Genomic DNA, 21,436 nt, shown 5'->3' on the forward strand with positions numbered 1-21,436 from the left:
GGGCCTCGGGAACCCGGGGCGCCGGTCGCTCGACTACCTGATCCGGGCCCGCGCAGGCGGGCCGTCGGGCAGTCGAGAGGCGAGAGGCAGGGAGAGCGGGCATATGCGTCCTCGCGTGGATGAGGTGGGGCCGGTGTCGGGGCCGAAGGGGTCGACGGGTCGGACAGGGCAGACGGTGCGAAAGGGGCGGACGGGGAGAGCGGGGCGGACGGGGCGGGCGGTGACGGCGGCGGTGACGGTGCTGGCGGTGGCCGCGCTGGCCTCGGGGTGCGGCGGTGCCGACGGGCAGGATGCCGGGGCCGTGGGCAGCCGGAACGGCTCGGCGGGTGGCTTTCCGGTCACCGTCACCGATTGCGACGGGCGGAAGACGACTTTCTCCACCGCGCCACGGAAAATCGTCACCAGCAATGCGGCGAGTCTGGAGATGCTGCTTCGGCTGGGTGTGGAGGACCGGGTCGTCGGCACCGGATTTCCGCCGGGCAAGGGCACGTTGCCGGGTGAACTCGACGCTCGGGCGCAGCAGGTGCCGGTCCTGGGGAAAACGGTGATTCCGAAGGAGAAGCTGCTCGGTTCCGGGGCCGATCTGTACATCGACACGTTCGCTTCGATGGGCAACATGGGCGGGGCGGCGACCGGCCCGACCGAGGCGGAATTCGCCGCGGCGGGCATCAAGCACGTCTATCTGGCCTCGACGGCGTGCGCGCCGCGCAAGAAGGTGCCGCAGCGGGACCTGTCCGCGGTGGAGGGCGATATCCGGCGCCTCGGGCAGGTCACGGGTACGTCGCCACGGGCATTGCAGCTGGTGGCGGAGATGGAGAAGAAGGTCGCCGAGGTGCGTAAGGCCATCGCGGACGTCCCGGTGGAGAAACGCCCGTCGTACTTCTTCTTCGATTTCGACGCGGGAACGAAGCAGCCCGTCGCCGTCTGCAACCGGCAGGTGGCGAACGCGGTGCTGACCGAGGCCGGGGCGCGGAACATCTTCGCGGACTGCGCGGGTGATTTCCGGCCGGTCTCGTGGGAGGACGTGGTCGACAAGGACCCGGACTGGATCCAGCTCGGCGTACGGAACCGGGGCAGTGCCGCGGCCAATGAGAAGGCATTCGCCGAAGCCGAACAATTCCTGAGGACATTCCCGGCCACGGCGGGCCTGCGCGCGGTGAAGGAAGGCAAGTTCCTGCGCATCGGCTCGGAGCGGACGACCATCGCGGGGGTCGGCAATGCCGATACGGTACGGCGGATCGCGGCGACGCTGTATACGGACCGGCTGGGCCGCCTGGACGGTTCGGTCTCGGGTGGCTCAGCCTTGGGCGGTTCGGCCTCGGGTGGTTCGGCATCGGACGGTTCGGTCTCGGGTGGCTCGGTCTCGGGCGGGGCGGCTGCGGGTGGGGTGGGCCGCTGATGCGGCGGGCCGCCCGTACGTCCCGGGGCTCCGCTCGTACGTCCCCAGGCCCTGCCCGTACGTCTCCGAATCCCGCCCGTACGTCTCCGAATCCCGCCCCTACGTCTCCAGGCCCCGCCCGTACCTCCCCGAGCCCCGCTCAGACGCTCTGGATCGCCGTCGGGCTTCTCCTCGCCCTGCTCGTCGCGCTGACCGCCGCCGTCTCGCTCGGTGCTACCGATATCGCCCCGGGTGAGGTGTGGTCGGTGGTGTTGCGGCGGCTGGGCGGGGAGCCGCCGCGGCCCGGTACGGACGATTTGATCGTCTGGCAGCTGCGGGTTCCCAGGGCGCTGCTCGCCGCGTTGGTCGGCGCGGGGCTCGGGCTCGTCGGTACGACCACCCAGGCGCTGGTGCGCAACCCGCTCGCCGACCCGTACCTGCTGGGCATCTCCAACGGCGCGTCGCTCGGCGCGGTGGCCGCGATCGTGCTGGGCGCGGGAGCGGTGGCCGGAGCGGACGAAGTGTTCGGGTCGGGGGGAGTGTTCGGGTCGGGGGGAGTGCTCGGGGTGGGCGGGGGCCTGGGGCTGTCGCTGGCCGCCTTCGCCGGGGCGCTCGCCGCGTTCGCGCTGGTCTGGACGCTGGCCCGGCGCGGTGGCGGCTTCGCGCCGCTGCGGCTGGTGCTCGCGGGTGTCGGCATCGGCCAGTTCCTGGCCGGGTTCACCAGCTATCTGGTTCTCCAGGCCGGGGACGAACAGCAGACGCGTGGCGTGCTGTTCTGGCTGATGGGCAGCCTCGGCGGCGCCACGTGGGGCACGCTCGTCCTGCCGGTGCTCGCCGTGCCCGCCGGGCTGCTGGTCCTCCAGGCACGTGCCCGCGCGCTCAACGCGCTGACCATGGGGGACGAGACGGCGGCGAGTGTGGGCGTGGACGTCGTCCGGCTGCGTCGGCTGCTGTTCGTGGTGACCAGCCTGCTGACCGGCGTATTGGTCGCGGTGTCCGGAGCTGTCGCCTTCGTGGGGCTGATGGTGCCGCATCTGTGCCGGCTGATCGTCGGTGGCGACCACCGTCGGCTGCTGCCGCTGGCCGCGCTCACCGGGGCGCTGCTGCTGGTCGTGGTGGACATCGTGTGCCGTACCGCCATGGACGGCCAGGAGTTGCCGGTGGGCGTGGTGACGGCGTTGATCGGTGCGCCGGTGCTGCTCTACGTGCTGGACCGGCGGTTGGGAGCGGGGGCATGAGCCGGAAGTTCGGAACGGACGCGGATGTGGTTGCGGTTGCGGATGCGGTTACGGGTACGGACGTGGTGACGGGCACGGATGTTGTTACGGGTACGGAGGTGGTTACGGATACGCACGTGGATATGGATGCGGACGTGGATATGGATATGGACGCGGATGCCCGTACCGACGGTCAACACCCCCGCCCCACCCCCGGACTCCGCATCGACATCGAGGACCTGCGCGTCTCCTACGCCGGCCGCTGTGTCGTGGCCGGTGTGCGTCTGATGGCCGCGCCGGGGGAGATCGCGGGCGTGGTCGGGCCGAACGGGAGCGGCAAGTCCACGGTGCTGCGAACCGTCTACCGGCATCTGCGGCCGGAGGCGGGACGGGTGCTGCTGGCCGGGGAGGACATCCGGTCGATGCCGCCGACGCGTACCGCCCGGCACATCGCCGCCCTGCCCCAGGAGCGGGGCGGCGACTTCGAGCTCACCGTTCACGAGGTGGTGGCGATGGGCCGCACCCCGTACAAGCGGGCGTTCGCGGGTGATGACCGTGCCGACCGGGAGACGGTGGCCCGTGCCCTGGCCGAGGTGGGACTGGCCGGGCACGGCGGGCGGCGGTTCTCGGCGCTGTCCGGCGGGGAGCGGCAGCGGGCGCTGCTGGCCCGCGCCTTCGCACAGGACCCGGACGTGCTCGTACTGGACGAGCCGACGAACCACCTGGACGTACGGCACCAGGTCGAGCTGCTGACCCTGCTGCGTGGCCGGGCCTGCACGACGCTCGTCTCGCTGCACGACCTGAACGCGGCGGCGTCGGTCTGCGACCGGCTGCATGTGCTGTCCGAGGGGGCGGTGGTGGCGTCCGGCGCGCCACGCGACGTGCTCACGCCGGAGCTGCTGGCCGAGGTGTTCGGGGTGCGGGCGACGGTGGTCGACCATCCGCTGACCGGGGACCCGCTGATCGCCGTCGATCAGCGGCGGATCGCCGAGGCCGTGACCTGAGCCACCGTCCGGCCCGGCCCGGGGGCCGACGCCGACGCCGACGCTGGCACCGGCACCGGCACCGGCACCGGCCGCCCGGCCTCCTCCACGTAGTGGCTCGGGCGGCCGTCCCGGTGGACGAGGCGCCCGAGCCGCGCCGCGTCCGCCGCGCGCAGCAGCCGTACGCCGCCGTCGGCCTGCCGCAGTACGCACGCGTGCCAGGGCGTCATCCAGGCGTCGGGTGCGTCGAGCAGCCGGATGCCGAACTTGGCCGCGCCGCGCGGCTGCGGGTGGATGGACAGCCGTACCGCGTCGGGGTGGTGCTCGGCGATCAGCGCGCCCCAGGCGCGGCTGCGCCGGATGACTCCGTAGGCACGGCTGCGGCAGGCGCGTTGCAGCGCGGAGCGGGTGCCCTCGAAACCGGTGGTGTCCTCGAACAGGAAACGGGTGATGCCCCGGTACAGGCGCAGCGTTTCGCCGCCGTGGGCCGCCGTGTCCTTCGTTTCGGCGCGCAGGGCTTCCAGGGAGGGGGCGTACCGGCGGAGTACGTGCTCGCGTTTGGCGTCGCAGGGCAGGTCCCCGTAGACGTCGCGGAGGTCGAAGGTGCTCAGGTGGCTCGGGCGGGACGGCCCGGCCGTACGGATCATGGCGCGCAGCGCGTCGTTGTACGCGTCGACGTGCGGGTCCGGAACGCCGATCAGGTCGCTGAAGATGTGCCCGTCGGAGCAGATGACGAGCCGTGCGCCGGGCGCGTACCGCCGGCCGATCCGGGCGCAGAGCCCGTCGAGGAAGCGCAGGGCGAGGCGTTCGCCCTCGTCGGGGAGGCGGCCGATGACCTTGGCGGGGTTGGGGGACTTGCAGGGGAAGCCGGGGAGGGTGAGCACGATGGGGCGACGCGCGGCCACCAGGTTCCGCAACTGCTGTAGTTGGTACGGGAAGTGGGTGGGGGTGATGTCGTGCGGCGGGGCCGTCGCCTCCAGCGTGCGGCGGTGGGGGAGGAGGATGGCGAGGATGTCGGCCGCCGTGGTTGCTGCCGGCTCGGTCGTCGCTGTGGTGGCGGTCGTGGCGGCCGGTGGGATGGGGGCTATGGCGGGCGGTGGGTTGAGGGGCACGGCGGCCGGCGCGTTGGGGGACATGGCGGCCGGTGCGTTGGGGGACATGGCGGCCGGTGGGTTGAGGGGCACGGCGGCCGGTGCGTTGAGGGCCGTGGAGACCGATGCGTTGAGGGGCATGGTGGCCGGTGCGCAGGAGGTCGGGTGTCTCATCGGGCGGTGGCCTCTCCGATGCCGCTGAACGGGCAGCCGTACGAGAGCGATTCGGCCCGTTCCGCGCCCGTACCTGTACCCGCTCCGACACCGCCAGCCGTAGCCTCCTCCTTCTCCCTGGCACTGGCCCCGGCCTTTTCCCTGGCCACGGCCTCGGTCACGGCCCCGACACCGGCCCCGGCCCCGATCCCGGCCCGGGCCCCGGCCCTGGCTCCGGCCCCGGCCGAGCCCACCGCCCCGTACACGACAGGAAGCTCCTCCACCCCGCGCGCCAGCACCGCCGGTATCCATTTCAGGCTGCTGTCCGGGACGGCCAGGCGCAGGCCCGGCAGGCGACGGAGCAGGGTCTCCAGGGCGATGTGCAGCTCGGTACGGGCCAGCGCGGCGCCCGGGCAGAAGTGGACGCCGTGGCCGAAGGCGAGGTGCGGGTTGGGCGTACGGTCGAAGTCCAGCGTGTCGGGGGCGGGGAAGCGGGCCGGGTCGCGGTTGGCCGCGCACAGCGAGACGATCACGGAGTCGCCGGCCGGGATCCGCGTGCCCGACACCTCCGCGTCCGACGCGAGGAACCGCCAGGTCGTCAGCTCGAAAGCACTGTCGTAACGGAGCAGTTCCTCCACGGCGCGGGGTAGGAGCGCGGGGTCGTCACGGAGCCGCGCGAGGTGTTCCGGGTGGCGGAACAGGGCGATCAGCGCCGTGGTGATCTGGTTGGTGACGGGCTCCTGTCCGGCGACGAGGAGTTGGAAGATCATGGAGTCCAGCTCGGCGTCGTCCAGGTCCCCGGTGTCTCGGGCGGCGACGAGTCGGGAGAGCAGGTCGGTGCCGCGTTCCTGCCGCTTGTGGCGTACCAGATCGGCGATATAGCCCTGCAAGCCGCGCAGCCGGGCCTCGTACGCCGGGCGGCCGGGGTCGTGCGGGCCGACGGGCTGGACGACCTTGCCCCAGTCGCGGTCGAAGCGCGCGGTGAACGCGTCGGGCAGGCCGATGGCCTCGGCGAGTACGAGGAAGGGGAAGCGCGCCGCGAACGACGCGACCAGGTCCACGCTGCCTCCGTGCCGGCGGTCCGGGCCGACGGGCGGCAGTTCGTTCAGCAGGGCCTCCGCCAGCCGCTCGAACCGGGGCCGGAGTTCGGCGATCCGCTTGGGTGCGAAGGCGTCGGTGATCAGACGCCGCATGGCGGTGTGCCGGGGCGGGTCCTGGTGCAACAGATGGACCTGGAGCTGTGAATGCTGCGGCTCGGGCATGATCGATGCGCGGGCACGCCAGGCGGCGTTGCCACGGGAATGGTGCTTGCCCAGCCGGGGATCGTTCAGCGCCCGGTGGGCCGCCTCGTATCCGGTGACGAGCCAGGCGCACACACCGCTCGGGAACCGGACCCGGTGGACGGGGCCGCGCTCGCGCAGCTCCCCGTAGAGGGGGTACGGATCACGCTTGTAGTCCTCCCCATAGAGGGGAAGCGGTTCGGGAAGGGACATGGGCGGGGCTCCTCAGGCGTTCAGAAAGCGATTCCGGGTCGGTGGTGGTCCCGGGCGGTGGTGGTCCCGGGCGGTGGTGGTCCCGGGCGGTGGTGGTCCAGCCACAGCGCCAAGTCGACGTCGCGTTCCAGGCGCAGGCTCCTCGGCGGTCGGCAGGTGTCCGTGTGCACGCCCGGTGCCGGTCGTGCGCACGCTTCACTCAGTGGTCGGGCGGAGCGGGCGCCGAGTTCCCGGCGGGTTCAGGGGGAGCGGGGGCGCGTGGGTGGCCGGAACGGCGGCGGAAACCCAGGTAGTCGGAGCGGCGGCCGGGCTGGTTCCGGCGGGTGGGGAGGACAAACCTCACGTGGGGCGGGAGGGGCCCGGGGAGGGGGTGGGGGCGGTTCGGCGTGCCACGATGGCTGCGCCGAGCAGCGCGTTTCGCGCGGCTGCCGTCTCGCGCTGCGCTCGCCGCCGTAACCCGTTCTCCCGCCTTCCCTTATCTCCCTGCCTCGTTGCCCTCCCTGTCCTTGCCAGCCCTCTCCTTCCTTCTTCCGTCTGTGTATCGGAGCGGCCATGTCTCTCGTCCGGCGCTTGTCATCCGTACTGCCCGCGAAACCGGTGCTCGGGTTCGTGGCGCTGCTCGTCGCCCTGTTCGTGTGCGCGTACGGGGCGGGGGCGGCCGCCGGGCCCGTGGCGCCGGGGATGCGGCCGGACGGCCGGGCCCCAGGTGCTCCCCAACAACCGGCTGACGGCGGCGGGATGGACGGCATGGACGACATGAACGGCATGAACGGCATGGGCGGGATGGGATGAGCGAGCGCGTCACCGTGCTGACGGTGGGCGGCATGACCTGCGCCGCCTGCGTCAACCGGGTCGAGAAGAAGCTCGGCCGCCTCGACGGGGTGACCGCCACGGTGAACCTCGCCACCGGCAAGGCCCGTGTCCAGCACCCGGCCACGCTCTCCGTGAGCGATCTCGTGGCGACCGTGGAGGCCGCGGGCTTCACCGCCCGGCCACCGGTTCCGGCTCCGGCTCCGGTTCCGGCTCCGGCTCCGGCACTGGCTCCGGCTCCGGCACTGGCTCCGGCTCCGGCACCGGCACTGGCTCCAGCGTCGGCACCGGAGTCGGTACGGGAGGCGGCGAGGGAACCCGTACCGGAAACCACCCGGCCCCCCGAGACCCCCGAACCCTTCGAGCCTCCCGAGCCCCCCGAAGAACAGCAGCCGACGGACGCGGACCGCAACCGCCTCCTCGTCACCGCTCTCCTGTCCGTCCCCGTGATCATCCTGTCGATGGTCCCGGCCTGGCAGTTCCGCAACTGGCAGTGGCTCTGCTTCGCGCTGACCGCGCCGGTCGCCGTGTGGGGCGCGCTGCCCTTCCACCTCCGCGCGGCGCGCGGCCTGCGGTACGGCGCCGCGACCATGGACACGCTGGTCTCCCTCGGCGTGGCCGCCTCGTTCGCCTGGTCCGCGTACGCGCTCTTCCTGAGCGGCGGTACCGCGCACAGCTATCTGGAGGCGGCCGTCGGCGTCCCGCTGTTCGTCCTGGCCGGGCGGCGGCTGGAAGCGGGGGCGCGCCGAGGTACGGGGTCGGCGCTGCGTGCGCTGGCCGAACTGGTCGGGAAGGACGTGTCCGTACGGGTTCCGGCCGGTGACGGTACGGACGGCGCCACGGACGCCGGTACTGCCGTCACCGGTGCCATCGCCACTACCGCTGCCACCGCCACCGGTACCACCGCCGCCACTGTGGAGCGCCGGATCCCGGTGGCCGACCTCCAGGTCGGTGACCGGTTCCTGGTCCGTCCCGGCGAGCGGGTGGCCACCGACGGCACGGTGGTCGACGGCAGTTCCGCACTCGACCTGTCCCTGGTCACTGGGGAGAGCCGTCCGGTGGAGGTGGGTCCGGGCTCGGCGGTCGTCGGTGGCGCGGTGAACGCGGGCGGGCTCCTTGAAGTCCGCGCCGCCGCGGTCGGCGCGGACACCCGGCTGGCCCGGATCACCCGCCTCGTGGAGGAGGCGCAGACCGGCAAGACCCGGGTCCAGCGCCTGGCCGACGCGGTGGCCGGGGTTTTCGTGCCAGCCGTGCTGGCGGTGTCCGTGACCGTGCTCGGCTTCTGGCTGGGCGCGGGCGCGGACCCGCAGGCGGCGGTGACCGCGGCGGTGGCCGTCCTGGTCGTCGCCTGCCCCTGCGCGCTCGGACTCGCCACGCCCACGGCCCTGCTGGCCGCCACCGGCCGGGGCGCGCAGCTGGGCATCCTCGTCAGCGGGCCGCGGGCCCTGGAACGGCTGCGGCGCATCGACACCCTGGTGCTGGACAAGACGGGGACGTTGACCACCGGGCGGATGACCGTGGTGGCCGTGACGGGGAGTACGGATACAGGGTCCGCGGCGGCGCGTACGGACTCGGGGTCCGCGGCGGTGCGTACAGACACGGGGTCGGCGGCGGTGCGTATGGACTCGGGGTCCGCGGCGGTGCGTACAGACACGGGGTCGGCGGCGGCGCGTACGGATACGAAGGCCCTGGCGGCGCGTACGGACAACGGGGCCGCGGTGGGCGCTGCCGAGGAGACGGCGGGCGCGACCGCCGACGAGGCCGTCCTCCTGGCCGCCGCCGTCGAGCACGGTTCCGAACACCCCTTGGCGCGCGCCATCACCGCGTACGGGGACACGCGCCGCGCGGCCCTCGGCGACCACCGGCCGCTCCCCACGGTCCGTCGCTTCGCCGCGACCGCCGGGTACGGCGTGACCGGCGAGGTGGACGGGCGGACGGTGACCGTGGGGCGGCCCGGGGACCTGACGGAGCTGCCTGCCGCGCTCGCGGGCGCGGTCCGTACGGCCGAGGACGCCGGGCACACCGCCGTACTGGTCACGGTCGACGGTGCCCCGCAGGCCGTCGTCGCCGTCGGCGACACGCTGCGGCCCGACTGCTACCGGGCCGTCGACCACCTGCGCCGCCTGGGCCTGCGGCCGGTGCTGGCCACCGGGGACCGGGCGGCCACCGCCCGCGCGGTCGCCGGACACCTCGGCATCACGGAGATCCACGCGAACGCCCTTCCGGAGGAGAAGGCCGCGCTGGTCACCACGTTGAAGGAGCAGGGCGGCCGGGTCGCCGTGGTCGGTGACGGGATCAACGACGCGGCCGCCCTGGCCCATGCCGATCTCGGCATCGCCATGGGCAGCGGTACGGACGCCGCGATCGGCGCCGCCGATGTCACCGTGCTGCGGGACGACCTCCAGGCCGTACCGGACGCCGTACGGCTGGCCCGGCGCACGCTGGGCACCATCCGCGCCAACCTCGTGTGGGCCTTCGGCTACAACCTGGTGACCGTGCCGCTCGCCGCCGTCGGCCGGCTGGACCCGATGATCGCGGCTGCCGCGATGTCCGCGAGTTCGCTGCTGGTGGTGGGCAACAGCCTGCGGCTGCGGGCGTGGCGGCCGGGTGGACGCGGGGCGGACGGACGTAAGACGGACAGACGTAAGACGGACAGGCACAGGGTGGTCGGGCGCGAGACGGCCGACCCCCGCGCCATCTCCTTCGCGACCCGGGAGAACGCGTGAACCTCTCCGCCCGCAGCCTCCCGGAACGACCTGCGCCCCCATCCGCCGCACGCACCGCCCTACGTTCCGCCGCCGCGCCCCTCATCGCGGGCGTCCTCACGCTCGGCTGCCTCACCGCCTGGGCCCTCGCCGGGAATGCGGGCACCCCCGCCGAACTGCGGGTGACCGAGGGCCGCATCCTCGTCCCCTCCAACACGGAAGCCACGGCCGCTTTCTTCACCATCAGCAACACGGGTACCACCGCCGACGAGCTGACCGGCGTCACCGGCCCGGCCGGACACCAGGCCATGGTCGGCCGCGATGTCGAGGTCGCCGAGGGGGCGCACCGGATGGAGATGGCCGGAGCCGTCAGCGTTCCGGCGCGCGGCGCGCTGCGTATGACGCCCACGGATCTGGACGTCATGGTCAGCCCGCCGCCGCGGCTCGCACCGGGTGACCGGGTCGTCTTCACGCTGCACTTCCGCGACAGCGGGCCCGTGAAGGCCGAGGCAGTGGCCGTACGGCCGGGGCGTTTGGAACCGTAACGCAATCTGGCAGGACGGGGCCGGTGCCCCGGAGTTCCGGTGAACTCCGGGGCACCGGCCGGTTCATGCGGCCGAACCGCCAACTCAGACGGTCGAACCCGTCATTTCAGGCGGCTGAACCCGTCATCTCAGGCGGCCGTACCCGCCAACGCCCGGGCGGGCGGGCCGGCCGCGTCGGCCGCTTCGTCCCGCCCCTCCTCCAGCAGCGCAACCAGCGTCTCGCGCGCCCGCGCCACCCGGGAACGCACCGTTCCCACCGGGCAGTCGGCGATCGCCGCCGCTTCCGCGTACGGCAGGCCCAACAACTGGGTCAGCACGAACGCCTCCCTGCGGGGCGCCGGCAGCGCCGACAGCAGTTCGGCGAGAGCGATGCCTTCGTCGAAACCGGGCACGCCGCGCGGCTGCGCCTTCTCCGCCGCGCTCTGCCAGTCGTCGGTACCGGCGAGCCGCGGTCTGCTGGCCAGCGACCGCAGACGGTCGGCGACCGTCCGGCGGGCGATGGTCAGCAGCCAGGTACGCGCCGACGACCGCCCTTCGAACCGGGGCAGGCTGCGCAGTGCCCGCAGATACGTGTCCTGCACCAGGTCGTCCGCGGCCTGCGCGTCACCGCTGAGGTGCGTGACGTAGCGGCGTACGTCCAGCTGTGTCGCGCGGACGAACCGCTCCACGGCGGCCTCGTCCCCGGTACGGGCCGCGAGGGCCCAGGCCGTCACCGTGCCGTCATCGCGCACCCCGCACCTCCCGGCCGCCCGCCGCGGAACCGGCGCCGCGCACTTCGGGGAGGATGGGGCCATGCAGTGCTCGCGCGTACGAACCGCCCTCTCCGCCCGCCTGGACGGCGAACAGCTGCCGCCGGGCATCACGGGCGGTCAGCTCGACGCCCACGTGGCGGGGTGCGTGGACTGCCGACGCTGGTCGGCGGGAGCAGCCCGGTTGCAGCGCCTCATTCGCGCGGCGAGGGCCGCGGACGGCGAGGGCGAGCGGCCCTGAGCGGCGGCGGCAGCCGCCCGCCGGGACAGGAGTCATCATCAAAGCTCCTTCGGGAGAACCGGCCCGCCGCGCACTGAACGCACGTCGACCGGACCGGTGACGATTACAGGGACCAGGGCCATGGGCGGGACGGAATATGCCTCGGCGCACGGGGCTGTTCCTCGGCCTGTTAAGGACAGGTCCTCGGCCTGCCGGGACGGGTCCTCAGCACGACGGGACGGGTCCTCGGCCTGCCGGGACGGGTCCTCAGCACGACGGAGTACGTCCTCGGCGGGACCGGACAAGCCCTCTGCATGAGCCCTGGGTGTGACCGTGCTGTCAGCAGACAGCCGTCTCCCGTGGCGGCCCGCGGAGCCAGATGACGTGAACGAGCAGGAGCCGCCGCAAGGGCCGCCGCGGTTCACGGCGTACCGGGCGGGCCGGGCGGGGCGGTTCGGGCAGTACCGCGCGCAGGACGAGTACCAGCGGTACGAAGAGCCGTACGGACACGGCCCGTACGACGCGGAACGCCGCCCGCTCGCCGCCGCACAGCCACCACGCGCTCAGCAGCGCGACGAGCACGTGCGCCGCGAGCATCCCGGTCATGCTGCCACCCATGCCGGTCATGCTGCCGTCCATGCCGGTCATGTTGCCGTCCATGCCGGTCATGTCATGCATGCCGGGCATGTCGTGCCCGGTGTGCATGTGGTGGGTGGCGGGCATCCCGGCCATCGCCTCGCCGTACCGCCGCCCCAGCCCCACGTCGTTCAGCAGCTGTTCGGCGTCGTGCTGCGGCATCGGGCGCCCGCCCATGCCGCACACCAGCGAGGCAGCCCACCGCTGGGCCAGGGAAACCTGGTCACCGCCGACGCCGGCACCGGCGGCGGACAGACCCGCCGCCACCGACTGGCCGAAGGAGAACGCGGTGTGCAGGACGGCCTGCGCCGTCAGCGTCAGCGCGGTCACGAAGAGCGGCCCCCGCTCGCGCGCGGCGAGACACCACGCTCCGCAGGCCGTCACCGCCACCGCGCCGAGCACCACCCACACGGGCACGGGCGCGTCGGACATCAGGGCGTGGCCGAGGGCGGCGAGCAGCACACACACCGCCGCGAACACCCCGGCCCGCAAGCCCCTGAGAACACGCCCCGCAATCATGACCCGCTCATCGTTGCACCCCGCCCCACGCACCGGACGGGCAGGGCGGGCAGGGCGGGCCGAACGGGACCGGTACGGCGGCCCCGAGCGGCGTCCAGTACGGCAGACCGCAAAGAAACGCGTGGTTCAGTACGGCAGGCCGGAAAGGAATGCGTGGTCAGTACGGCAGACCGGAAAGGAACGCGTGCAGGGCTTGGTCGAAGTGCGGCGTGTTCTCCAGGTTGACCATGTGGCCCGCGCCCGGAATCCGCACCCGCTGGGCGCCGGGCACGGCGAGGGTGATGGCGTGGGCGTTGGCGGAGATGTCGGAGCAGTCCAGGTCACCGTCCAGGACCAGGGTCGGTACGCGGATCTCCGCCAGCCGCTCGTACGCCCCGACCTCGATCGGCATCCCGGCGCCCATCCCGTCCGCGTGCACGACCACGTTGGCGTCCGCCGACGCCCGCATCCGCTCGCGCAGGGCGGGGTCCACGGCGGACGGTTCGCGGTGCGGGCCGTCCACCCACATGCGCAGGAAGTGTTCGATGAAGCGCTCCGCGCCGTCCTCCTCCGTGTCCTCGATGGCGGCCACCTGTCCCTTGATGTGCTCCAGGACGAACGGGTCGGTGAAGGCCCGGCCGCTGATCCCGGGCGAGGCCAGGGCCAGGGCGAAGACGCGGTCGGGGTGGGCGAGGGCCATGTCCAGGGCGATCCGGGCGCCGTGCGAGAGGCCGACGAGGATGGCGCTGGCTATGCCGAGGTGGTCGAGGAGGACGCGCAGGTCCTCGTGGTTGGCGTAGTCGCCGTCGACGGTCGAGGACAGGCCGTGGCCGCGCGCGTCGTAGCGGACGGTGCGCAGGCCGGAGCGCACGAGCCAGGCGAACTGCTCGTCCCACATGCGCTGGTCGAGCATCCCGCCGTGCAGCAGCACCACCGAGGGGCCCTCGGGGCCCGTGCCGGCGGCCTCGTAGAACAGCTCGCCGTTCTCGACCGGGACCGTGCCGTTCTCGACCTCCGTCTCGGGCCAGGCACCGGATTCCTGGGTTCCTTCGATTCCTTGGGTGGTCATGCTCCGTGTCCTTGGGTGGTCATGCTCCGTGCCGTCCTGTGTGGGGTGCCGGGGTCGGGTGGGGCGCCGAGGGCTCCGAGTTCTCTGATGTCTCTGATGTCTCTGAGCACTCTGGGGGTTCCAGGGGTTCCGGAGACCGGCCGGTGCCGGGTCCGGTGCCAGGTCCGGTGTCGGGTCCGGTGCCGGAGCGGCCCAGCGACCGGAACTCCTCGCCGAGGCGGTCCAGTACGCGCAGGGTCGTGGCCACATCGGCGGCCGGCACCCCGGCCAGTACGCGGCGCAGCCCGGCCGCCTCCGACTCCTGGAGGGCACCCATGACATCGGCGCCCTCGGAGGTGAGCCGGACCAGCGGGGAGCGCCGGTGCGCGGGATTGGGGACGGTCTCCGCCAGACCCAGCTCCACCGCGTGGTTCACCCAGCGCTGCACCGGCTGCCGGTCCAGTTCCAGCGCGCGGGCCAGCTCCGGTACGGTCCGCGGGCCGTGCGTACGGAGGGCGTCGAGCAGCGCGTGCTGACCGGCCGTCAGGCCCGTACCGGCGAGCTCGCGTTCCACGGCGCGTACGACCGTCCGGTGCAGGGGCCACAGCCGGCGGATCACTTCGTACGCGAGGCGCTCGGGGGAGTCCGCGCCACCCTCAGTGACACTCATGGTGTCATGATGACATCGACAGTGTCATCAGGGAAGGCCGCCACGCGGGGCGCGGCCGCACTGTCCCTGCGCGTGGAATCTGCGGATTGTTGAATGTACGGATAAGGGCGCGCCGAAGTTCCCGCTTCGCGCCGGATATCGCCTGCTCAGGCGGGCCGGCGTGCGGGTACGGTCGCACGCCACAGGCGGCGGGCGGACAGCCAGGCGGCGGCGAGCAGCAGCAGATTGCGTACGTACAGGTTGGTGATGGACAGCCAGGACGCGTCGTCCCGCAGCCCGCGATAGAGGAGCGGGAAGTCCAGCGTGGTGAAAAGGCAGGCCGCGAGGATCAGCAGGGCGACCGGGCGCTGGGTGGTGTCGCCGCGCAGCAGGCAGACCGCGGCCAGGCCGACCAGCCAGACCAGGTACTGCGGGCTGATGACCCGGCTGGTGACGACGAACAGCAGCGTGGCGGTCAGTGCGGCGTCCGGCAGTACGTGGGCGGCGGCGCGGTCCGAACGGCGCCGCCACCACAGCAGCCAGCCGAAGGCCAGCACGGTCGACACCTGCATGGCGGCGCTGACCCCGTGCACCCACGGGCCGACGAACTCGTGCGAACCGTCCTTCGCCGCCCACGTACCGCTCCAGCCGAAGTGCCGCGCCACGTGGAACGGCAGGGAACCGACCGACTCGATCTGAATCCCGCGCGAGCCCTGCGCGGCGAGGAAGGAGAAGGCGTTCGGCATGGCGAGGGCGAAGCCGGCGGTCACGGCCACGCCGGTGACGGCGGCGGCCACCCAGGCCGTACGGGTGCGGCGGCCCCGCGGCGTACCGGCGAGCAGCAGTACGGGCCAGACCTTGACGACCGCCGCGACCGCCGTCACCGCCCCGAAGGCCCGGGCCGCCCGGGCCGCTCGGGCGTGCCGCGCGGGCGCGACCACCAGGGCGAGTATCGCGAGGGCGGTCACGTGCAGATCGAACCGGTTCCACGGCATGGTGCTGAGTACGGCCAGGCCCGCGGTCCACAGCCACGGTGCGGCCAGGGAACGGCCGCGCCGCCGCGCCGCCCACAGGAGCAGCGCGAAGACCGCGGCATCACACAGGGCGGCCAGCACGATGAACGCGTGGCCGTAGCCGAGGCCCGGAACCAGGCCGGGCGCCAGGATCGGCAGCGCCGCGCCGGGCGGGTACTGCCAGCTCACGTCGTGCAGCGGGAAGCTGCCGTCGCTCAGGACCGCGTACCAAGCGGTGTAGACCTTGCTCACGGACGGGTCGAGACCGCCCCCGCCCCCGGCCCCGCCTCCGCTCCCGCCCCCGCCCGCGAACGGGTTGATCTTCAGTGCCGTCGGCACCAGCCAGAGCCTGGTGAGCAGCCAGACGGTGAGGAGGGGGAGGGGTGACCTGTTGGTCCGGGCGCGGATGCCCGGGGCGGTCGGCCGGTCCGTGATCTGGTCGAGCACTGCGCCGGGGCTCCGTTCGTACCGGGTGGGGCGGCACCTCGCTGAGCGGCTGGGCCGCTGGGGCGTACGGCCGGTCGGTGTCCGCGGCCGGCGACGGTCCGTGTCCGGTCCGCCGTCGGTGCCCACGGCCCCTGTCCGTCGTCGGTGCCCACGGCCCCTGTTCGTCGCCGGTGTCCGCGAGGTGTATACATCGCAAGTATGTATGCGGTGTATGCACACGTTGTATGCATGCAATGTATACGTGCAGTGTAGAGTCCCCGCATGCCAGCAGAAGCCGCCCCCGCCCCACCGGTCGCAGCTCTCCCCACGCAACGCACCGCCCAGCGCACCACATCGCGCACCGCACGCAACACCGCACAGAACACCGCTCAAGACGCCACACGCAGCACCACACAAAACACCACACCCGCCTCGCTCCCCAGCACCGCACCCGCCTCGCTCCCGAGCACCGCACCCGCCTCGCTCCCGAGCACCGCACCCTCCGGCTCTGTCCTCGCGCGTCTCGCCGTCCCGGCGATCCCCGCGCTGCTGGCGCTGGCGCTCGGTCTGTGGGGCATCCGGCGGAGCGACAGCCTGTGGCGGGACGAGGCGGTGACCTGGCAGGTCGGGCAGCGTTCCGTGGCGGAGATCTGGCACATGCTCGGCGAGGTGGATGTCGTGCACGGCCTCTACTACGTGCTGATGCACGGTCTGTTCGAGGTCTTCGGCACCGGCCCGGCCGTGCTGCGCATGCCGTCCGTGCTGGCGATCGTCGTGGCCGCTGCCGCCACCGCCGCGGCCGGGCGCCGCCTCGCCGGTCCGTGGGCCGGGCTCGCCGCCGGACTGGTCCTCGCGCTGATCCCCAACATTCAGCACTACGCCCAGGAGGGACGGGCATACGCTCTGGTCACGGCCGGTACGGCGGTGGCCACCCAGCTCCTGGTGAGCGCATCGTCAACCGCGCGGCGCGATCGGCCGGGCCGGCCGGGCCGGGCGGACCGGGCGGGCCGGGGCCGCTGGGCCGCCTACGCCGCCGTCATGCTGACCACGGCCCTGCTGAACTGGTTCTCCCTGTTCGTCCTGCCCGCGCACGCCGTCACCGTTCTCGTCGCCCGCCGTCGCGGCGCGCGCCCGCTGCTGGCGCCGTGGTCGGTGGCCGCCGCCGTGGTGGTAGCGGGCGCGCTGCCGCTGATCCACGCCAGCCGGGCCCAGGCGGGCCAGGTGTCGTGGATCGAACCGGTCGCCGTCTCCACGCTGCTGGGTATCGCCGTGCTGGTGCTCGTGGCGCTGGTGTGTGCCCGGGTTCCCTACCCCGGGCGGGGGCGCGCGGCCATGTCGCCGGCCTCCGCCGGGCTGCCGCTGCTCGTCGTGCCGCAGTGCGGCCTGCTGCTGGCCTCGGTCCTCGTGGAGCCGCTCTACCTCGACCGCTACGTCCTCTACACGAACATCGGCTTCGCCCTGCTCCTCGGCGTCGGCGTCGCCGCTGCCGTCCAGGCCCTCCCGGGCCGTACCTGGGTGCTGCTCGCGGGCGTCACGGCGCTGGGCTTCGCGGCACTGCTGCCGGTGGAGACCGGCCTGCGCGCGCCGACGAGCCGGGCGGACGACGTGCTGCGGGCGGCGCACCGGGTGGCGGCGAGCGCGCGGTCCGGTGACGGCGTGCTGTTCATACCGGCGGCGCGGCGCGACACGGCGCTGGTGACACCGTCGGCCTTCACCGGCCTGAAGGACCTCGCGCTGACCGGGGACCCGGTGTCGTCCGGCACCATCAAGGGCGTCGAGGGCAGCCCGGAACACATACGCGCGGCCATGCTGGCCGAGCACCGCATCGTGGTCGTCACCGACACCCGCCGGGCCGCACGGCCCGCCCCCGCCCGCGAGGCCGAGAAGCTCCGCGTCCTGGCCCGCCACTTCCAGCGCACCGAACGGACGGACAGCGTCGGGCGGCGGGTGGAGGTGTACGAGAGGGTGCGGTGAGCCGCTGCCGCCGCGCTCCCTCCAGAGACCTCCCCTGCCACCACCCGGACCGCCTCCTGAGACTCCCCTGCCGCCCGGACCGCCCCGCCTCCGAGACTCCCCTGCCGCCCAGGCTGCCTCCTGAGGTCACCTGCCGCCCGGACCGCCCTCCCGAGGCTCACCCGGCGTCGTACGGCACCGGCGCCGCGTCCGGCGGGAAACTGATGACCAGGTCCGCGCGCTCCCGTACCGCCGCCACCAGGCGGGCGTTGGCCTCGTCCGAGGTGTGCACGAACCGTTCGGCCCGCGCGCGGGGCTTGCCGAAGCGCTCGTGCCGGTCGACCAGGCGCCGTACCCGTTCCGCGTCGTCCAGCTCCACGTACCAGACCTCGTCCAGGCACTCCCTGGCCCGGGCCCACGCGGGGTCGTCGAGGAGCAGATAGTTGCCCTCGGTCACGACGAGCGGCACATCGTGCGGTACGGGGATGCTGCCGGCCACCGGCTCCTCGATGCGGCGGTCGAAGGCCGGGGCGTAGACGACGGTGTCCGGCGCGGGGGAGCGCAGGCGGGCGAGCAGGGCCGCGTACCCGGCCGCGTCGAAGGTGTCCGGGGCGCCCTTGCGGTCCGTACGCCCCAGGCGGCGCAACTCCGCCTCGGCGAGATGGAAGCCGTCCATGGGGACGAGCGCCGCCGCCCCGGCCAGTTCGGACACCAGATGGGCGGCCAGGGTGGACTTGCCCGCGCCCGGCGGCCCCGTGATGCCGAGCAGCCGGCGGCGGTCCGGGCCGGCGGTGGCGGCGAGACGCCGGGCACGTGCGGTGAGTTGCTGCGGTTCCATGTCGTGGTTCCTACGGCTCGTCGCGTATGCCCTCGGCCGGGTGCGCCGCGCCCAGGCGCCACAGCGAGGTCACCTCGGCCGCGCGGGCCGCGTGCAGGGGGTCGTCGGGGTCGCGGGAGCGGCCGTGCCGGGGCCGGATGTCCAGGCGGTCCAGCACCGTCAGGCCCGCCGCCGCGAACGCGTCGGTCAGCTCGGTACGGGCGCGCAGCCCGAGGAGTTCCGCGAGGTCCGACATGATCAGCCAGCCCTCGCCGCCCGGGACCAGGTGCGCGGCCAGACCGTCCAGGAAGCCGCGGAGCATCCGGCTGCCCGGGTCGTAGACCGCGTACTCGACGGGGGAGGTGGGCTTGGCGGGGACCCACGGCGGGTTGCAGACGACCAGGGACGCGCGCCCGGCCGGGAACAGGTCGGCCGCCACGACCTCCACCCGGTCGGCCACGCCGAGCCGGGTCACGTTCTCCCGCGCGCAGGCCAGCGCCCGCGGGTCCTGGTCGGTGGCCACGACCCGGGACACGCCGCGCCGCGCCAGCACCGACGCCAGCACGCCGGTACCGGTGCCGATGTCGAACGCCGGGCCCGGGGCGGACGGCAGCGGGGCCTCGGCCACCAGATCCACGTACTCGCCGCGCACCGGCGAGAAGACGCCGTAATACGGGTGGACGCGGTCGCCGCCGAGCGCCGGTATCGCGACGCCGTTTCTGCGCCATTCGTACGCGCCGATCACGCCGAGCAGTTCGCGCAACGAGACGAGCTGGGGGAGGGCGGGGGAAGCGGCCCCGGTGTGCGGGTCGGCCCCGGTGTGTGGGTCGGCCCCGGTGTGTGGATCGGCGCTGGTGTGCTGTCCGGCCGCCCCGGCATCCTCCTCCGGGCCGTACGCCTGGAGGCACGCCTCCCGTACGTCCGGTGCGCGGCGCAGCGCGAGGCCGTAGCCGGGCTCCAGGGACACCAGCAGCATGCCCAGGATGCGGGCGCGTTGGTTCTGGGCGGCCCGGTGCTGGTGGAAGGCCTGCGCGGGGTCGGTCGGCGGCCGCTTGCGGGGCCGGCGGTCGATGCGGCGGGCCAGCGCCGTGAGCAGCTGGCGGGCGTTGTGGAAGTCGCCGCGCCACAGCAGGGCGGTGCCCTCGCAGGCGAGCTTGTAGGCGTCGTCGGCCTTCGTACGGTCGTCCGCCACGGCGATCCGGCGGGGCGGCGGCGCGCCGCTCTCGGAACGCCAGCGCGCGGAGCGGGCCGCGCCGGCCTCGGTCCACGCGACGGACTGCGGGGCCTGAAGTGTGTTCATTGCGTCCCAGGTAAGGGGCTGAGAAGTGACGTTCGACTCTACTCCGTGTCCGGCGGGGACCTTCGTCCCCTGTCGCCGGGGCTGCGCGGAGTAGGAGTATGGAAATAGTTGGGCATAGCACACGCTGTTGGTCGTATGGAGGCGTACATGGACACCCTGCCGGTCATTGTCGCGGTGGACGGATCCCCCGACAGCGAACGGGCGCTGCGCTGGGCGATCGAGGCGGCCCGGCTGCGCTCCGCGCCGCTCCAGATCGTGCACGTCTGGCCGTACGTCACCACGGAGGGCCGCGCGGCGGCCGAATCCGGCATCGGCGACCCGGTCCTGGACGAACTGCGCAAGACGCTGGACGGGCGGGCCGACACGGCCGCTCTGCCGGGCGTCGAATTCCGCAGCCTCAGCGGGCTCACCGACACGCTGCTGCCCGCCCTCGGCGCCGAGGCGCAGCTGCTCGTGCTCGGCTCGCGCGGGCGCGGCGGCTTCGCCAGCCTGCTGCTCGGCTCGAACGGCATGGCGTGCGCCGCGCATTCGGAGGGACCCGTCGTGGTGGTCCCCCGCCCGGACCGCGGGGACGCGGAGCGGGGCCCGGACGGCGAGCGTCCGCGCCCCACCCCGCCGCAGGTCACGCTGGGTGTCGACGCCTCCTCCGACGAGCCCGGCGCGATCGGCTTCGCGTTCGCCGAGGCGAGCCGCCGCGACGCGCGCCTGCTGGTGGTCTCCGGCTTCTCCTGGCCGATGATGACCCCGCCGTCGTTCGAATACATCGCGGCCTATGACGGCACCCAGCAGGAGTACGAGAACGCGCTGTCCGAGCAGCTGACGCGGACGCTCGCGCCGCACCGCGAACGGCACCCCGAGGTGCCGGTGACGGTCGAGCTGCGCAACGCGGACGCGGCCGGACAGCTCGTCGAGGCGTCCAAGGCCAGTGACCTGGTCGTGGTCGCCCGGCACCGCAGGCGCCTGCCGATCGGCCGCCGGCTCGGCTCGGTCGCCCATGCCGTACTGCTGCACGCGGTCTGCCCGATCGCGGTCGTACCGGAGGAGCCGGAGCGGGCCGGGGAGCCGGGCAAGGCGGCCGAAGAGCGGTAGGGCGAGGGCGAGCAGCAGGCCGACGGCAAGGGCGGGGAGGAGCAGGCACCCGGGGCCCATGCGCGGTCCCGGAAAATCCCTCAGCCGACCCCGAACGCCTCCGCGTAGCGCACCGTGCCGCGCGGGGGCGTGCCGCCGTCCAGGGAGAGCGCCAGGAACGCCTCGTCCGGCCACTCCTGGGGCGGCAGGATGCCGAAGCGGGAGGCGGGCTCGAAGCCGAACCTGGGGTAGTACGACGGGTGCCCCAGCACAATGGCCGTCCGCTCGCCGGCGGCGCGGGCCGCGTCCAGCACCGCCCGGATGGCGGCGCTGCCCGCGCGCTGCTTCTGGTACGCGGGCAGTACGGCGCAGGGCGCCAGCGCGACGGCCGGTTCGCCGGCTATGTGACAGCGGGTGAGCAGGGCGTACGCGGCGACGGGAGCGGGCGCCGGACCGGAGCCCGCGGCTTCGGCGGTGACCTCGGCGGCGGGCACGGCCACGTACGACAGGCCCGGCAGCCAGGCCGCCGGGTCACGCCGCAGCGCGTCGACGAGGTCGGCCTCGCCGGAGGTTTCGAAGGCGGCGAGGTTGACCCGGCGGACGGCCGGGATGTCCTCGGGAGTCTCGGGGCGGCACTGCCAATCGCTCATGCCGTCATGGTCGCACCGGGGTCTGACAATCCGC

Annotated in this window: 18 protein-coding genes and 1 pseudogene; 9 read left to right on the plus strand and 10 right to left on the minus strand. The window is 73.6% G+C overall.

Annotation, left to right across the window (positions count from 1 at the left end; translation table 11 throughout):
* The first annotated feature begins 220 nt into the window (after positions 1-220).
* The 3 genes from CP973_RS09320 (at position 221) to CP973_RS09330 (ending at position 3,599) form a co-directional block, all read left to right on the plus strand.
* Complete coding sequence (locus tag CP973_RS09320; RefSeq protein WP_244409350.1) at positions 221-1,399, plus strand: ABC transporter substrate-binding protein; 1,179 nt, start codon at positions 221-223, stop codon at positions 1,397-1,399.
* A complete protein-coding gene (locus CP973_RS09325; protein ID WP_244409351.1) occupies positions 1,399-2,616 on the plus strand; it encodes a FecCD family ABC transporter permease in 1,218 nt (405 codons plus the stop codon). The genes CP973_RS09320 and CP973_RS09325 overlap by 1 nt, the downstream gene beginning before the upstream one ends.
* Before the next feature lie 140 nt (positions 2,617-2,756).
* The gene (locus tag CP973_RS09330) at positions 2,757-3,599 is read left to right on the plus strand and encodes an ABC transporter ATP-binding protein (protein WP_425281996.1); all 843 of its coding nucleotides are present in this window, start codon (positions 2,757-2,759) and stop codon (positions 3,597-3,599) included.
* On the opposite strand, the gene CP973_RS09335 is transcribed toward CP973_RS09330, so the two are convergent.
* Positions 3,569-4,843, minus strand: coding sequence for an L-tyrosine/L-tryptophan isonitrile synthase family protein (locus CP973_RS09335; RefSeq protein WP_425281946.1), 1,275 nt, complete (start codon positions 4,841-4,843; stop codon positions 3,569-3,571). The genes CP973_RS09330 and CP973_RS09335 overlap by 31 nt on opposite strands.
* 236 nt (positions 4,844-5,079) lie before the next feature.
* Positions 5,080-6,315, minus strand: a pseudogene (locus CP973_RS09340) (cytochrome P450 family protein); the annotation flags it as partial.
* Positions 6,316-6,867: 552 nt separating this feature from the next.
* On the opposite strand from CP973_RS09340, the gene CP973_RS09345 reads away from it, so the two are divergent.
* From CP973_RS09345 to CP973_RS09355, 3 genes are read left to right on the plus strand one after another with little or no spacing between them, the layout of a single operon-like run.
* On the plus strand, positions 6,868-7,107 hold the full coding sequence (locus CP973_RS09345) for a hypothetical protein (protein ID WP_150239205.1): 240 nt from the start codon (positions 6,868-6,870) through the stop codon (positions 7,105-7,107).
* Positions 7,104-9,851 carry a heavy metal translocating P-type ATPase gene (locus tag CP973_RS09350; RefSeq protein ID WP_244409352.1) on the plus strand — a complete coding sequence of 916 codons (2,748 nt, stop codon included), beginning with the start codon at positions 7,104-7,106 and terminating at the stop codon, positions 9,849-9,851. The genes CP973_RS09345 and CP973_RS09350 overlap by 4 nt, the downstream gene beginning before the upstream one ends.
* Entirely contained in the window at positions 9,848-10,375 is a 528-nt protein-coding gene (locus tag CP973_RS09355) for a copper chaperone PCu(A)C (protein ID WP_150239207.1), read from the plus strand. Before CP973_RS09350 ends, CP973_RS09355 begins: the two co-directional genes overlap by 4 nt.
* Positions 10,376-10,503: 128 nt before the next feature.
* Here CP973_RS09355 and CP973_RS09360 read toward each other — a convergent pair whose 3' ends face one another.
* Entirely contained in the window at positions 10,504-11,106 is a 603-nt protein-coding gene (locus CP973_RS09360; RefSeq protein WP_150239209.1) for a sigma-70 family RNA polymerase sigma factor, read from the minus strand.
* A gap of 61 nt (positions 11,107-11,167) precedes the next feature.
* Here CP973_RS09360 and CP973_RS09365 point away from each other — a divergent pair, with 61 nt between their 5' ends.
* Positions 11,168-11,365 carry a zf-HC2 domain-containing protein gene (locus tag CP973_RS09365; protein WP_150239211.1) on the plus strand — a complete coding sequence of 66 codons (198 nt, stop codon included), beginning with the start codon at positions 11,168-11,170 and terminating at the stop codon, positions 11,363-11,365.
* Between the two features lie 318 nt (positions 11,366-11,683).
* Here the strand turns inward: CP973_RS09365 and CP973_RS09370 are convergent, their stop codons facing one another.
* The 4 genes from CP973_RS09370 to CP973_RS09385 all read right to left on the minus strand — a co-directional run bounded on the left by CP973_RS09370 (position 11,684) and on the right by CP973_RS09385 (position 15,635).
* Positions 11,684-12,499, minus strand: a complete 816-nt coding sequence (locus tag CP973_RS09370; RefSeq protein WP_150239213.1) for a PE-PGRS family protein — start codon at positions 12,497-12,499, stop codon at positions 11,684-11,686.
* Positions 12,500-12,656: 157 nt separating this feature from the next.
* A complete protein-coding gene (locus tag CP973_RS09375; protein ID WP_150239215.1) occupies positions 12,657-13,547 on the minus strand; it encodes an alpha/beta fold hydrolase in 891 nt (296 codons plus the stop codon).
* Positions 13,548-13,566: 19 nt separating this feature from the next.
* A complete protein-coding gene (locus tag CP973_RS09380; protein WP_150239217.1) occupies positions 13,567-14,196 on the minus strand; it encodes a MarR family winged helix-turn-helix transcriptional regulator in 630 nt (209 codons plus the stop codon).
* Between the two features lie 146 nt (positions 14,197-14,342).
* Complete coding sequence (locus CP973_RS09385; protein WP_244409353.1) at positions 14,343-15,635, minus strand: glycosyltransferase 87 family protein; 1,293 nt, start codon at positions 15,633-15,635, stop codon at positions 14,343-14,345.
* 261 nt (positions 15,636-15,896) lie between these two features.
* Here CP973_RS09385 and CP973_RS09390 point away from each other — a divergent pair, with 261 nt between their 5' ends.
* A complete protein-coding gene (locus tag CP973_RS09390) occupies positions 15,897-17,588 on the plus strand; it encodes a glycosyltransferase family 39 protein (RefSeq protein ID WP_150239219.1) in 1,692 nt (563 codons plus the stop codon).
* 157 nt (positions 17,589-17,745) lie between these two features.
* Here CP973_RS09390 and CP973_RS09395 read toward each other — a convergent pair whose 3' ends face one another.
* On the minus strand, positions 17,746-18,405 hold the full coding sequence (locus CP973_RS09395) for a nucleoside/nucleotide kinase family protein (RefSeq protein WP_150239221.1): 660 nt from the start codon (positions 18,403-18,405) through the stop codon (positions 17,746-17,748).
* A 10-nt stretch (positions 18,406-18,415) separates the two neighbouring features.
* A complete protein-coding gene (locus tag CP973_RS09400) occupies positions 18,416-19,684 on the minus strand; it encodes a methyltransferase (RefSeq protein ID WP_150239223.1) in 1,269 nt (422 codons plus the stop codon).
* 147 nt (positions 19,685-19,831) lie between these two features.
* On the opposite strand from CP973_RS09400, the gene CP973_RS09405 reads away from it, so the two are divergent.
* Entirely contained in the window at positions 19,832-20,773 is a 942-nt protein-coding gene (locus tag CP973_RS09405; protein WP_150239224.1) for a universal stress protein, read from the plus strand.
* A gap of 80 nt (positions 20,774-20,853) precedes the next feature.
* On the opposite strand, the gene CP973_RS09410 is transcribed toward CP973_RS09405, so the two are convergent.
* Positions 20,854-21,402 (minus strand): GNAT family N-acetyltransferase, encoded by a 549-nt coding sequence (locus CP973_RS09410; RefSeq protein WP_150239226.1) that lies wholly within the window; start codon positions 21,400-21,402, stop codon positions 20,854-20,856.
* Positions 21,403-21,436: the final 34 nt, after the last annotated feature.

Origin of the sequence: Streptomyces albofaciens JCM 4342 (assembly GCF_008634025.1) — a bacterium.
Classification (GTDB): Bacteria; Actinomycetota; Actinomycetes; order Streptomycetales; family Streptomycetaceae; genus Streptomyces; species Streptomyces albofaciens.